At 41.2% G+C, this 14,043-nt stretch carries 9 protein-coding genes; 1 reads left to right on the forward strand and 8 read right to left on the reverse strand.

Annotation, left to right across the window (positions count from 1 at the left end; all coding sequences use genetic code 11):
- Nucleotides 1–937: 937 nt before the first annotated feature.
- Nucleotides 938–1,369, forward strand: coding sequence for a cupin domain-containing protein (locus BM107_RS14885; protein WP_090984698.1), 432 nt, complete (start codon nucleotides 938–940; stop codon nucleotides 1,367–1,369).
- Between the two features lie 171 nt (nucleotides 1,370–1,540).
- On the opposite strand, the gene rlmF is transcribed toward BM107_RS14885, so the two are convergent.
- The 8 genes from rlmF to BM107_RS14930 form a co-directional block, all read right to left on the reverse strand.
- Entirely contained in the window at nucleotides 1,541–2,509 is a 969-nt protein-coding gene (gene rlmF / locus BM107_RS14890; RefSeq protein WP_090984700.1) for a 23S rRNA (adenine(1618)-N(6))-methyltransferase RlmF, read from the reverse strand.
- A gap of 947 nt (nucleotides 2,510–3,456) precedes the next feature.
- Complete coding sequence (gene dctA, locus BM107_RS14900) at nucleotides 3,457–4,725, reverse strand: C4-dicarboxylate transporter DctA (RefSeq protein WP_090984704.1); 1,269 nt, start codon at nucleotides 4,723–4,725, stop codon at nucleotides 3,457–3,459.
- Between the two features lie 170 nt (nucleotides 4,726–4,895).
- Nucleotides 4,896–5,735: a cyanophycinase gene (locus BM107_RS14905; RefSeq protein ID WP_090984706.1), complete on the reverse strand. Its 840-nt coding sequence runs from the start codon at nucleotides 5,733–5,735 to the stop codon at nucleotides 4,896–4,898.
- Entirely contained in the window at nucleotides 5,735–6,760 is a 1,026-nt protein-coding gene (locus tag BM107_RS14910; RefSeq protein WP_090984708.1) for an isoaspartyl peptidase/L-asparaginase family protein, read from the reverse strand. The genes BM107_RS14905 and BM107_RS14910 overlap by 1 nt, the downstream gene beginning before the upstream one ends.
- 5 nt (nucleotides 6,761–6,765) lie before the next feature.
- A complete protein-coding gene (locus BM107_RS14915) occupies nucleotides 6,766–7,857 on the reverse strand; it encodes a cyanophycinase (RefSeq protein WP_159435249.1) in 1,092 nt (363 codons plus the stop codon).
- Between the two features lie 55 nt (nucleotides 7,858–7,912).
- Entirely contained in the window at nucleotides 7,913–9,304 is a 1,392-nt protein-coding gene (locus BM107_RS14920) for a RagB/SusD family nutrient uptake outer membrane protein (protein WP_090984712.1), read from the reverse strand.
- Between the two features lie 11 nt (nucleotides 9,305–9,315).
- Nucleotides 9,316–12,639: a TonB-dependent receptor gene (locus BM107_RS14925; protein ID WP_090985021.1), complete on the reverse strand. Its 3,324-nt coding sequence runs from the start codon at nucleotides 12,637–12,639 to the stop codon at nucleotides 9,316–9,318.
- Between the two features lie 157 nt (nucleotides 12,640–12,796).
- Nucleotides 12,797–13,972, reverse strand: coding sequence for a FecR family protein (locus BM107_RS14930; protein WP_090984714.1), 1,176 nt, complete (start codon nucleotides 13,970–13,972; stop codon nucleotides 12,797–12,799).
- Between the last annotated feature and the right edge of the window lie 71 nt (nucleotides 13,973–14,043).

A 14,043-nucleotide genomic window follows, 5' to 3' on the forward strand; every position in this document is an offset into this window, starting at 1 on the left:
TGCTATCGGGTTATTAACATCAACCGTAGCTTCCTATTTCTTCTATCGGAGTTACGGTGTGGGGCAAGGTTAGAGACCGAAGAACCACAAATCGCTTATTTAGAAAAAATATTGGTTCTTTTGATGAGGAAATGAGCAGTCCCGTTCTTTTGGAGGGCTTCAGCTCCGCTCCCGTTCCTGCTCGGATGAAAATCCTACAGTGTGGACACAATTAATTATGATATTTTTCTTCCGCTCTATGCCACGGTGGCATGGTACTTTGGAGCGCCAAAGTACCCAAAGCGCTTCGTCAATCCAGCAATGAGCCTTTTGCACAATTCCATGCGCATCAAAAAAACAGCGGCACTTCGTTTTGTGTTCAATCTTTTTTTAAAAATTAAATCATCGTTATGAACACAAAACCACTGCGTTTAGGTTTGTTGGTGCAAGTTCATCTAGACTGCTACTGTTTTTTTGATTCCCCCGGCTCTTGGGATTGACAGCGTCCTTAGCTAAAATCAGTGCGTTATTAAAGTTGATTAGCAAAATGCCCATACCATTTCTAAAAAAGATGTGTCCACACGATAGAATGAAAAATCGGGAGCATCCACTAAGATCCCTTAGGTTTAATAACAAAGGCCAGGTGCTTTTTGGCAACAGATCCCTAAGCAGCCCCCTCGGCAATAAACCTGACAGCAGCGAACACGTAGTGCAACGGAGTAAAGCGGATGGCAGGGCTAAAGACCGCCAAGAATTACAGCGCGTCCGTTTCCAAATTAAAAAAATATGCTTAGGGTAAGGGACGATGAACAGCCCACAAAACCGGGGCCACTCCAATCACGTTTAGTAACAAGTTTAAGTGATATTGGCTACAATAGGACAAAACATTTAAATTTACCTTAAAGACCAAAAACTTAAAGCGGGGAAAGATAAGCTTAAGCCAATAACCTACATAAAAATGAGCCACAAGAGTTACCGGACATTAGCCGTACTATTTTTTATCCTCTTTGTTTCAATTGCCGCGAAGGCTCAAACAACTGATACCAGTAAATACATTTTACAAAATGATACTGAGGTAGCTAAGGAAGAAACAGGAACCCATAATGGCGGAGGTAAAACCATAGGCTTTAACTTTTTCTCCAATGCAAAAAACCTGAAAACAGCCTTTAGGAAAAGAATTTTGAAACCGGGCTCATCGATTGGTTACCACCTGCAAAAGGAGGATGAAATTTATTATGTGATCAGTGGAAAAGGAACCATGCAAATGAACGGAAAAACTTTTGCCGTTAAACCTGGCGATGCCATTTTAACCCGTCCGGGCAGTTCGCACGGGATTACGCCAGATCCAGGCAACAACCTAACCATTTTGATTGTTTATGAAAAAAAATGATTGGCAGTTTTCAGTTGGCAGTTTACAGTTGGCAGTTGGCAATTTTCAGTAAGCAGTTAATGAAAGTAATTGCAAAAAAAATGCCGAATGATGATATCCACTCGGCATTACTGTATCATCTGATTGGATTATGCAGCCAAAACTAACAACACCAAACTGCGGACTCCAGACTCAGACCTTCCATCCTTTTACCCATTCATCCTGTGCTCTTTCATCCTGAAAAGTCCAGGCTACAAAGCGGCTTATTTTCTGGCCCTGACTCATGATAACGGTACGCACTTCAAAAGCATTTGCTTTAACCAAAGCGTTATAAATACTTTTTAGGTTTGCGCTTTTTGAAACGAGTGAACTGAACCATAACACCTGGTTTTTAATCTGCGCACTCTGGATAATCATCTGCTCCACAAAGGCACGTTCGCCTCCAGGACACCAAAGCTCGGCCTTATTGCCTCCAAAGTTTAATACATGTTTTACTTCTTTTTCATTTCCGCCCAGGTTGCGCCATTTTTGGCGGGTACCCTGTTCAGCTTCTTTTAAGGAAGAATGGAAAGGTGGATTACAAACCACGGCATCAAAACGCTCAGTTCTACCTACAATCCCCCTGAAAATACCCATTTTAGATGATTGCTGGCGGATTTCTATTGCACCCTGCAATGGTTTGTTGGCTTCGATAACGCGTTTTGCCGATTCAACTGAAAGTGGATCAATCTCCGACCCTACAAAACTCCATCCATACTCCTGATGACCGATAATCGGGTAAATGCAGTTAGCGCCTACACCAATGTCCAACACGTTGATTTTAGGTCCTTTGGGATTTTTACCTTTATTGCTTGATCCCAGCAGGTCGGCAATGTAATGAATGTAGTCTGCCCTGCCGGGAATAGGCGGACAAAGAAAATCCTGTGGAATATCCCATTGCTGAATATCGTAGAAATATTTTAACAGTGCCCTATTTAGTGCTTTTACGGCATTTTGATCAGCAAAATCGATTGAATCGTCGTTATGTTCGTTTTTAAAAACAAAACGTCTTAATTCTTTTGAAGCGGCAGTAAGTTGTTTGAAATTGTAACGCGAACGGTGTTTGTTGCGTGGATGTAACTCGCTTTTTTCTTTGCGGTTACTTTGTTCTTCTTGAGCCAATGTATTATGGATTAACTAAACAAGCTGTGTTGCCTGTTTCTGCTGCAAAGATACGGAAAAAGGTTGAGGGCGGGAAGGTTAAAGGCTAGAAGGCTTGAAAAACAATCGAATTAGCCTGGAGTTGGGCGTTTTTGGTTGGACTTAGCAGGCAAATCAGACACATAAGAAGGTTGAAGGCGGGAAGGTGAAAGATTGGAAGACTTGAAAAATAATCGAAATGGTTTGGAGTTGGGCGTTTTTAGTTGGGAGTAACAACTGCAGAAATAAAGCGATTGCCACTTTGATCCGATAGCTGTTGAATTTGTTTCAATAAATAAAAAGGTTGAAGGCGAGAAGGTTTTACGGATTGTCGTATGCTGAATTTATTTCAGCACCTCTCTGTCTATTAAGACCCTGAAATGAATTCAGGGTGACGACCATTTCAAATTAGGACCTGGTTTAGGTTCCAAAAGGGTACACCTATCGAACTCAGCTTAAAAATCACTTTTTTTGGAGCGCAAGACCTGTAGCTACAATTAAAGTCGGTTCCCGTGTTTCGCTATATCCCTAGCTGCGCTTCGGGGATACCGCTGCGCCCGGGGCTATATCGAACTGTTAATGCAAGTCACAAAGTACAAAATGGCTAACAATTTGCAAATCGTTGCTTGGTTTCTTAAAAGCCCCACCTTCAATAAACCTTATTGAAGCGGCTATCCTTTTTGGTGCAGAAACAAAAAATGTGCCTGCAAACCCTCACAAAAAGATAATAGCGGAAAGAAGGACTGATCTAACCGAAAGGCAACAAACCCTCATTTACAGAAAACCTGATTCGTCAGTATTTCTCTAATAGTAAAGATCCTGAAATAAATCCAAACCATCGGATCAGGGGGACGCCTCGAGGGAGAACTCCAAACTAACCGTTTGCTTTCGACTTCCTGATCGCCTTACGCCAAACGCTCAACTCCAACCTAACCTTCCTCACCCTTTTCTATAGTTACAGGTTGAATGGCCTTCAGATATTTTTCTTCATCAAACTGGTTTTCACTTTTGGCAATCACAATAGTGGCCACGCCGTTTCCGATTACGTTGGTAATGGCCCTGGCCTCGCTCATAAAACGATCTACACCAATTAAAATAGAAATGTGCTCAATCGGCATTATTTTTAAGGCCGTAAGGGTTGATACCAATACAATAAAACCACTTCCGGTTACACCTGCTGCCCCTTTTGAAGTGACCATAAGAACCCCTAAAACAGTAATCTGCTGACCTAATGTTAAATCGACATGAAAAACCTGGCAGAGAAATATCACTGCCATGGCCAGGTAAATGGCTGTACCATCGAGATTAAAAGAATAACCCGTTGGAATAACCAAACCCACCACCGATTTATCACAGCCAATGCTTTCCATTTTCTGCATCATACTGGGCAAAGCTGATTCTGAAGAGGAGGTACCCAATACGATTAATATCTCCTGGCGGATGTATTTAAGGTATTGCCAAAGACTGAATTTATAATAGCGGCAAATGGCATTTAACACAATAAAAATAAATAAAATGCAGGTTAAATAAACTGAGCCCATCAACTTTGCCATTCCGAAGATACTTTCCAGACCATGCGTACCAATGCTAAAAGCCATCCCACCAAAAGCTCCGATTGGCGCTAACCGCATAATCAGCTTCATAATTTTGAAGAGTACTTTCGATATTTTATCGAAGGCGTTTAAAACACTTGTTCCTTCTCCGCCCAATTTATTCAGACCATAACCAAAAAGAATGGCAAACAGCAAAATCTGTAAAATATTTCCTTCTGCAAAAGCAGCCATTACATTATGTGGAATGATGTGAAGGAAAAATTCTCCCCAATTCATCTCTTTCGCCTGCTCGGCATATCCTGCGATTTTTGTAGCATCACCAGTTTTGGCTACCATTCCTGCACCCGGTTTTAAGATATTCGCCACCAGCAAACCAATGGCAATGGCAACAGTGCTTACAATTTCGAAATATAACAATGCCTTACCACCAACCCGGCCAACCTTTTTCATATCGCCCATGTGTGCGATACCCAACACAATAGTAAAAAATATAATCGGGGCAATTAACATGCTAATGAGGTTGATAAACCCCTCACTAATCATTTTGGCTGTTGGTGCGAAGCCAGGAAAGTAAGTACCCACGCAGATCCCTATGAAAATAGCGACCAAAACCTGAACTGTTAAATTGGAGAAAATCTTTTTCATTTCTGATTTAGGAAAAATGAAAGATAAGTTAATTTTCCTTTTGTTAAACAGTTTGTTAATATTTGAATTAAAAATAAAAGACTACCTTAATTTCTCAAGATAGGCTTTCCCTGAAAGCGATGGAATCGCCATGTTATTTGCGCACTCGTAAAAAAGCGAGCGCAAACGCATTAAGGCTTAATATCAATTACATCACCTGCGGTAAAAATACCAAAATCGGCCTGTTTAAATTTTAGCAAACCTTTACCCGTTTTTGTAAGTGATTTTGGATTGGCCAGACGAACGACCTGACTTTCGCCTGCAATTGTTGCCTTATTGCCGTGAACGACGATTGCAGTGCTTTCATCAATACCTATGCAAACCATATTGGGATGCGCTGCCAAAGCAGAAATTAACCGGTTATAACGGTTACGTTTTAAAAAATGCTGATCGATGATAGTATTTTGCAACAAACCCATTCCTTCAGCAAATTCGATATTTTTATCCCATAGTTTATTGAAGGTTTCTTTATAAACGGTATCTAAAAGTTGTTTGCCGGTAATCATATACTTACTCATTACCGCAGCGCCAGCACTTGTTCCGGCAATAGTAGCTCCGTTTTGATAAGCCTTATGAATAGCAGTGTAAACCGGGGTATTCAGCACCGATTTCATAAAACGGTTCTGGTCTCCGCCTAAAATGTAAATCAGTTTTGCCCCGGCTAGCGAATCAATCCAGTTTTTATCATTCACATCATGTTTGTTGAAGTTAAAATTCCTGATCGCCCTGTTGTCAAGCTTCTTTAGCTGAGTAGAAAGGGTTCCGAAGCCTACATCAGGCACCTCGCTAGCCATTGGCAACACAATAATATAATCGTTCGCTTTTAGTGAAGCAGTATTCAGCATTTCTTGCATCAACGCATCGGACCGATCGCCACCTCCGATGATAAATAGTTTACCTTCAGGCTTTCCCTGGGCAGGCGCCATTAATGAAAGGCTGACCAGACATGTCATCAAAAATAGTTTCTTCATTATTTGTAAATATTTACCTCAATTTTTCCATCTCCGGTGATGGTGCCTCTGTACATGCCTTCAGTATTAAAAGGCATGGCTACATTACCTTTTTTATCTAATGCGATCAAACCGCCGTCGCCGCCCATTTTACCTACTTTATCCAATACAATTTTCGAAGCTTCTGCTACCGAAATACCTTTGTATTCCATTAAATCGGAAATGGTTTTGGCTACCACATTGCGGATGTAAAATTCGCCCCAGCCGGTACACGAAATACCTGCTGTTTCATTGTTACAATAAGTTCCTGCACCAATAATCGGCGCATCACCTACCCTTCCGTATTTTTTGTTGGTCATACCACCTGTTGATGTTCCTGCCGCCAGGTTGCCTGCCTGATCTAAAGCCACACAGCCTACAGTGCCGAATTTATAATCGTGGTTTTTGATGCCAAGCAATCCTGATTTTTTACTGCCATGATCTAAAACTGCTTTAGTAGAATCCTCTTTAATGGCTTCCTGCAAACCGTTCCAACGTTCCTTTGTCCAGAAATACTTAGGATTTACAATTTCCAGTCCGGCATCTTTTGCAAACTGATCGGCCCCCGAACCCACCATCATCACATGTTCTGATTTTTCCATTACCGCCCTTGCTGCTGAAATGGGGTTTTTAACGGTTGTGACACCAGCAACGGCTCCTGCCATCAAGGTTTTTCCGTCCATAATGGCGGCGTCCAGTTCATTTCGGCCATCATGAGTAAAAACTGCACCCTTACCGGCATTAAAATGCGGATCGTTTTCCAAAACATGGATGGTTGCCTCAACTGCGTCGAGACTTGATTTACCTGCTTTAATTTCTGCATAACCGGCCTGCAAAGCCTTTGTTAAAGCGGCTACATAGGCAGCTTCTTTCTCTGGGGTCATGTTTTTCTTTAAAATGGTACCTGCACCACCGTGAATCACCATTACATATTTTTTCTGTTGTGCATTAACATTCAATGCCCATACAGTACATAACAATACTGTAAATAATTTCAATGCTTTCATTTTATCTATTGATCTTTTTTATTTAAAACTCCGTTATCTATCCACCAGGCGTACCATTTGCCACCGCTGGCTTCATTTACTTTAAAGGTAGCAACATTAAAACTTCCACCACCATTAACCGAGGCAGCAATTTCATAAACAGAAAAAGCTTTTCCGCCATTGTTCCAGTTTACACTTAGGTTTGCCTCAAACCGCTCCGGCTGTTTAGTCGCATCAGGAACAATAAAATATGCATAACTATAAGCCCTTGTGGCCGAATAATCACCAAAAACCTGTGCTTTTCCATTTTGATCAATACAAACAGCTGTGCGCTCATCAACAGCAATACATTTAGCCTGAACCGAAAAGTCCTTATTAATCCTTCCTAGAAATACCAGAGACCTTCCCTCACGATCGCGGGTTAAATAGTGCTGGTCGGTAATTACATTTTGTAAATAAGGTGCTTTCAGAAAATCGTTATTGTACAAGGTAACATTAGCATGGTACGGATTTGTCAATGCCTGCGCAGAAGTTAGCCCTCCGGTTTCGCCACTGTAATAAAAACCGCCCAAAATAGCACAACCTGCACTGGTACCACCAACTGGTGCTTTTTTATCGTTTAGCAGAAAATTTAAGGCCTGTTCGGTTTTGGTGCCTTTCCAATATTTCATATAGTCAGACTGGTCGCCACCGGCAATGAAAACCATCTCTGCATTGCGGATCATGTAAGCAACGGTATCGTTGTTCGCCAGTTCTCTCGTATTAATAAGCAGCGTCTCTACAGAATTGACACTTCCCAAACCATTGATGTACCGGTTGTAAGCGTCTGTTCCTGTAGCACGTAAAACCACCACATCGCCTCCACCGTTTCTTTCCATCATCCATTTAAAAGCGGCATCCACATCAGTTCCGCCACCCATTAAAACCATACCGCCATTTGTTGATCTGACCACATTGGCACTATCACCAACAATTCCGATTGATGCTGGCCTACGCTTTACAGCAGGTGTACCGCCACCACCTCCACCAGTTGGTGGTACAGGGCTATCGGTTGATTTGCTACAGCCCATTACGGAAATACATAAGGCCATAAACAGAATGAAAAATGAATGTTTCATATCTATAATAGATAATCCCGGCAAATTACCATGCATTTACCGGGATATGTTTTTATTAGTAACCAGGATTTTGAACGGCATTTTTATTTACCGAAATCTCTAAAGCCGGCAATGGCAAAGCATATTGTGCCTGTGTTACAGGTAGCATCACAGCACCTGAAGCATTTACGGCATCTGCCGCAAGCCTTTCTACAGATAAATTCCTTCTTTTCAAGTCGAAGAAACGGTGACCTTCAAAAGCCAGTTCTTTATATCTTTCATCAAGAATTGCTGTGATCAAAGTTGCTTTATCGGCAAAAGTAGCATTGGTATAGCCATTAATACGGGCTGCACGCAAAGCATTTAAATCGCCAGCGGCATCACCAGTTGATTCGGCTTCTGCTTCTGCTTTAATCAGGTACATTTCACCCGTGCGGAACAATTTGATATCGGTTAAGCCTGGTGCGGTAGAAGTTCCGCCAATGTATTTATTTACCAGGTACTGCGATTTTGTACCCGTACGCGTAGCATCAAACTTAATGTAAGCCGGGTAACGCAGGTCGTTAACCTTATCAAAAGTATTGATCAGTTTAAAAGCTGGCGCATATAGCACGATTCCACCGGTTTGGCGAAAAAAGAAATCGCCCATACGCGAATCGGTTGTACCAACACGTTTGGCTTTCCAGATTACTTCATTATCGTTTGCATCGGTCCAAATACCGGGAAACTGTGCCTTGGTGGCCAAAGGATAAGCCGCAATGGCCTCATTGGCATAGGTAATGGCTTCTCCCCAGTTTTTCTCATACAATGCCAACCTAGCCTGAATGGCCGAAACAGCAGCTTTTGTAATACGGGTTTTATCTGTAAAAGTTGTTGGGATTAACGGTTTAGCGGCTACTAAATCGGCTTTTGCATTGGCCACTACTGTTTCAAAATTATCTCTGGCAGGATATATAATGGCAGAAACTTTCATATACTTAACACCCAAAGCGCCTGGCTGGTACGAAGAGGCATAATTACGCAAAAGTTCGAAATGGAAGTAAGCGCGTAAGGCCAATAATTCTCCACGGTAGCGTGCACCGGTTGCGGCGTCAGCACCTGTAAGTTTTAAAGCATCTAAACCTGCCAGGGTTCTGTTTACACGGTCGATGGCAGTATAGTAGCTTGCATAATTAGACGTTACCGAGCCATTTGCAGCAGTATAAATCCACCTAAAGGCATCGCTATTGCCTACTGTATTTTCGGTTGGATAGGTAGCTTCATCCGAAACGGTAGCAACCACGTTCATTGTAGATCCATCTACCAGGGCGTAACCACCCAACAAACCTAAATTAATGTCGCTGATATTCCTGAATGCCTTATCGGGCGAAATGGTATCGGTTGGCACCAGATCCAGTTTGGTACAGGAAGCAGTAAGGATGAGTAGTGAAAATATAAGCGTGTATTTCTGATATATCTTATTGATCATTGCTGTAAATATTAAAAGTTAACATTAAGACCTGCAGTATAAGTTCTGGTATTCGGATACTGGAAACGGCCATAAACAGCATTGTTTTCCGGATCTAAACCTCTCCATTTTGTCCAGGTAAATAAGTTTTGTCCTTGAACGAAGATTTTAACACCTCTGATGATTTTGGTTTTTTCCAATAAACTTTTTGGTAAGGAATAACCCACATTTACATTTCTCAATCTAAGGAATGAAGCATCCTGAATATCTTTTGAGGTGAAGTTTCTTGGAAGATCGAATTTTTGTAAAATCGCGTCATTTCCTGTATCTCCAGGAACCTGCCACCTGTTTTCGAGCATCCTAACCGATTGGTTACTGGTGGCGTATCGCTGGTTTTCATTATAAAAATCTTCGTTGTTCCATCGCATTACGTTTGATACGAAAGAAAACAACGCTGATGCAGTAATGCCTTTGTAGCTTAATGAAGTATTAAAGCCTCCCGTAAATGTTGGGTATAAACTTCCGGAATTGGTATTGCTTTGTGTGTTTACATTATAGGCTGTTGTGATCGATCCATCAAGGTTATAATATTGAGGTTCTCCTGTTTGTGGATTTACACCTGCCCAATCTGGCGCGTAATAGGTACCATAAGGTAAACCAACCTGTAAAATGCGGGTATCGCCATCAGGATAGAAATCGGTAATATCGGTTACATGAAGAATTTTGTTTTTGTTATAACCTGCGTTAATACCCAACGACCACGTAAAATCTTTAGTTCTGATTACATCACCATTCACCTCAAATTCGATACCTCTGTTCCTCATTTTACCAGAACTTAGGCTCAACAAAGGGAAACCAGAAACAGGTGATGGCGGTTGGTCAATAAACATATTGGTGGTTAATTTATAGTAATAATCGGCGGTAATGCGTAACCTGTTTTTAAAAATGGCCAGATCGAAACCAATGTTCGATTCTTTTACATATTCCCAGTCGTAATCTGCATTACCCGCAGTTGATGGCCTGATGGCTGCAGCACCACCATACGAAGTACCCACAGTATAGGTTGGCAGATAGGTAAAATCGCCACCAAAAGGACTTGCTGTTATACCATAACTACCACGAACACGTAAATCGCTGATTAGGTCGGAATTTTTAAGAAAATCTTCTGCCTTTGCATTCCAGTTTAAGCCAAAGGAGTAAAAGCCATGCCATTTATTTTCAGGTGCAACCCTGGTAGAGCCATCATAACGATAACTTGCCGTAGCCGTGTATTTATCATTGTAAGTATATCTGGCTACGCCCATGATAGATGCCAGGGCATTTTTAGTTTTTCCACCAGTGGTACTTGGCAAAAATGTCGCGCTGCCATTTGTTGCACCTGCCGGTGTTTCCGGTAAACGACCATCGATACCGTAAGCACTAAAACCAAATGAATTGTAATTATTGTAAACGTATTCATAAAAAGCAGAAGCTTCAAAGTCATGAAGGTCATTGAATTTCTTCGCGTAAGTTAAACCTGTAGTTGAAATAATATTAAAGTTTCTTCTGCTCGCATCAGTTAAACGACCTTTTCCACCTAATGTATTGGCTACACTTCTTGATCCATAATAAGAATCCGGATTAATGAATTGCTGGTCAGTTGACTGACGGTAATCAATACCCGCCCTGGTCGTTACTTTTAATTCAGGTAAAATCTGATAAGCAAAAGCGGTGCTGATGATGGATTTTAATTGTTCTGTTTTATCTGATGAATTCAGTAAACGCTCTAGAGCCTGACTTCCTTCACGCTGATCTAAGATGAAATATTGGGATCTGTTTCCCGGGTGTACCAAGGTACCGTCAGATGCATAGGGTTTTTCGTAAGGCAAAGCATAATAAACCGAAGCCATAGCCGTACCAGCGCCTGTTCCGCCCTCACCTTCAGTAAAGCTTGATTGCGAATAGCCAATAGACACATTGGTACTTCCGCTAAATTTACCATCATTAAAATCTAAATTACTTCTTAATGAGTAACGATCCAATCCGGTACGTTTCGCTACACCTTCCTGACTATAATAGTTTAATGAATTGTAAAAGCGAAGTTTATCATTTCCACCGCTAATGCTCACTTGTTGTTCCTGAAACTTACCGCGCTGGAAGAAAATATCTCTCCAATCGGTATTGATCTGCTTTAAACTGTCGATGATATAATCAGCACGTGCACGTGATGCTGCGGTTCCTGCAGCGTAAGTTGGGTTTTTAGGAGAGTATGTCCAGCCCGGGCCGAGATTACGACCGAAAGTTGCGCCAATTTCTTCTTCGAACTGTAAACGCTGAGCAGTATTCATCATCTCGAAATTTGGCCTGCTTAAATTAGAGAAACCATATTGTGAAGTATAATTAACCGCAATTTTACCTGCCTTACCTTTTTTGCTCGTAAGCACAATTACGCCATTCGATCCTCTTGAACCATATAGTGCTTTTGCGGATGCATCTTTCAACACCGTTGCCGATTCAATATCTTCCGGGTTAATGGTTTGGAAATAGCCGGCTTCGATCGGCACACCATCTAAAACGAATAATGGCGTGGATGAACCGTTCACGCTTCCAATACCGCGAATGACAACTGATGCACTTTGACCCGGCTGTCCGGTGGTGGAAATTACACTCATTCCAGGTACACGGCCTTGTAAAATCTGATCGACTGTTAATCCCGGAACTGTATTAATTTTATCAGCAGTAACCAAAGAACTCGCAGCAGCTGATTGTGTTTTAGTATAGTTGGTATAACCCGTCACCACCACATCACTTAAGGTGCCTGCGGATGGCGTTAATTTCAACGTCCCCATCTGTGATTTTGCCATTACTTCTTTATCCGTGTAACCAATGTATGAAATAACCAATACCGCATTTTCGCCTACATTTCTAATGATAAAATTTCCATCGCTATCGGTAACTGAAGCAGCCGGTTGCCCCTTAATCTTTACCGAAGCGCCAGGCATGGGGTTTCCATTCTCATCAACAATTTTACCTGTTACATCAATCGCTTTACTATTATTATTGTTGCTCTTGGCAAGGGGAATAATTAAAATGGTATTTTCTTTAATTTCCCAGCTAAAAGGCTGCGATTTTAAAACCTGTGCAAGTACCTCTTTGATTTCGGCGTGTTTAACATCAACTGTTACCGGTTTCGCCAGTTTTTCAATCAAATCTGCATCATACAGGAAAAAATAACCGCTTTGTTTCTTAATTTCTTTCAGAACATGTACAAGAGGCACGTTTTTTTGGTTTATGCTAATGTTCTGGGAAAATGCCGATGCACTAACCTGTAAGCATAAAACCGTTATTAAAACAACAAAAAGTTTCATTGTTCTCATACAGATTAGGTTAAAATAACTTGTAACCAGCCCTGCCGCCTTTAAGGCATTGGACCGATTACTTTGAGTGTAAAAGTTCATACATTCAGTTTGGTTTAAATTTAAATTGATTAGGTTATTTGTGGGTTAATTGAGAAAGCTGTTCTGGGATAGGCAATTATTTTTCTGGCAATACGGTTAACTTCTTTCCCTGGCCTATTTCGAACCTGATATTTCCGGTCTTCTCCAGCATTTTTAATACTTCAGATAGTTTGGCCTTACGTGGAACCATACCGTTATATTTTTTATTCGGGATACTACGATAATCGATTTGAACATCGTACCACCTTTCTAATTGCTTCAGAATGCTTTTCAGGTCGGCATTGTTAAATTGAAAAAGACCATTTTTCCATGCCGTCTCGTCGTCTGTATCTACATCAGTTGCCAGCCTGACACCGTTACCCGAAACCTCTGCAATGGCTTGCTCGCCAGGTTTCAAAATTTTTACGGACTGGCCATTGCTGATCCGAACACGGCCTTCGAGTAAAGTGGTTTTAATGGTATTGTTGTCTAAATAGCTATTGATATTAAAATGTGTACCCAATACTTCCACATCCTGCTGATGACTTTTGACATGGAAAGGTTGTGCCTTATTTTTAGCTACTTCGAAATAGGCCTCTCCCATAAGTTCTACACTACGTTCGTTCCCGCTAAATACTTCCGGATACCTTAAAGAGGATGCAGCATTTAGCCAAACTTTTGTGCCATCTGGCAAAATCACCTGGTATTGACCACCTTTAGGCGTTTGAATGGTATTGTAGGCAATGGTTGATCCTGATTTTAGATTGCTTTGGTTTAAAACGGCATATACCAATTGGCCTTCTTTTGTCTTTGAAATTTTTAGACCATCTTTCTCGCTAATATTAGCGGCAGTATGTTCATCTAAAACAACTTTTGAACCATCAGCGAGGGTTAAAACAGCTTTATCCTTACCTGGGAGGACATCCAGGGATTTTTGAGTTACGAATTCCGGCTTGAGCAATGGCCTGGTTTGATGAAAAAAAGCGAAGGTGAGTCCAAAAACAATCAGCAAAATAGCCGCTGCTGCGCCATACTGATATAAACGGATGGTTTTACGTTTTTGATCTACATTAATTTTAGCATTAATCGCCGAGAAATTATCAGTAGCCATTTTAGCTATTTCTTCGGCATCAAGCTGATCAAGAATATCAGCATTTTTGTCTAAATACTGATAGTATTTTTCTACAAAAATAATTTCATCTGCCGTAGCCGTACCCGACACATAACGCTGAATGATTTTTTGTAATTCTTTTTGAGGTTTGAAGGCGTTCATTTTTTCCGGCTTTATATAGATGTACCGGAAAGCACAAAATATCCCAAAAGAAATTTAAAATATTTCAAAGA

It is taken from the genome of Pedobacter suwonensis (assembly GCF_900111825.1).
Classification (GTDB): Bacteria; Bacteroidota; Bacteroidia; order Sphingobacteriales; family Sphingobacteriaceae; genus Pedobacter; species Pedobacter suwonensis.

Coding starts and splice junctions, on each gene's coding strand:
- BM107_RS14885 (WP_090984698.1), top strand. CDS start 938: ATGAGCCACAAGAGTTACCGGACATTAGCCGTACTATTTTTTATCCTC.
- dctA (WP_090984704.1), bottom strand. CDS start 4,725: ATGAAAAAGATTTTCTCCAATTTAACAGTTCAGGTTTTGGTCGCTATT.
- BM107_RS14905 (WP_090984706.1), bottom strand. CDS start 5,735: ATGAAGAAACTATTTTTGATGACATGTCTGGTCAGCCTTTCATTAATG.
- BM107_RS14910 (WP_090984708.1), bottom strand. CDS start 6,760: ATGAAAGCATTGAAATTATTTACAGTATTGTTATGTACTGTATGGGCA.
- BM107_RS14915 (WP_159435249.1), bottom strand. CDS start 7,857: ATGAAACATTCATTTTTCATTCTGTTTATGGCCTTATGTATTTCCGTA.
- BM107_RS14920 (WP_090984712.1), bottom strand. CDS start 9,304: ATGATCAATAAGATATATCAGAAATACACGCTTATATTTTCACTACTC.
- BM107_RS14925 (WP_090985021.1), bottom strand. CDS start 12,639: ATGAGAACAATGAAACTTTTTGTTGTTTTAATAACGGTTTTATGCTTA.
- BM107_RS14930 (WP_090984714.1), bottom strand. CDS start 13,972: ATGAACGCCTTCAAACCTCAAAAAGAATTACAAAAAATCATTCAGCGT.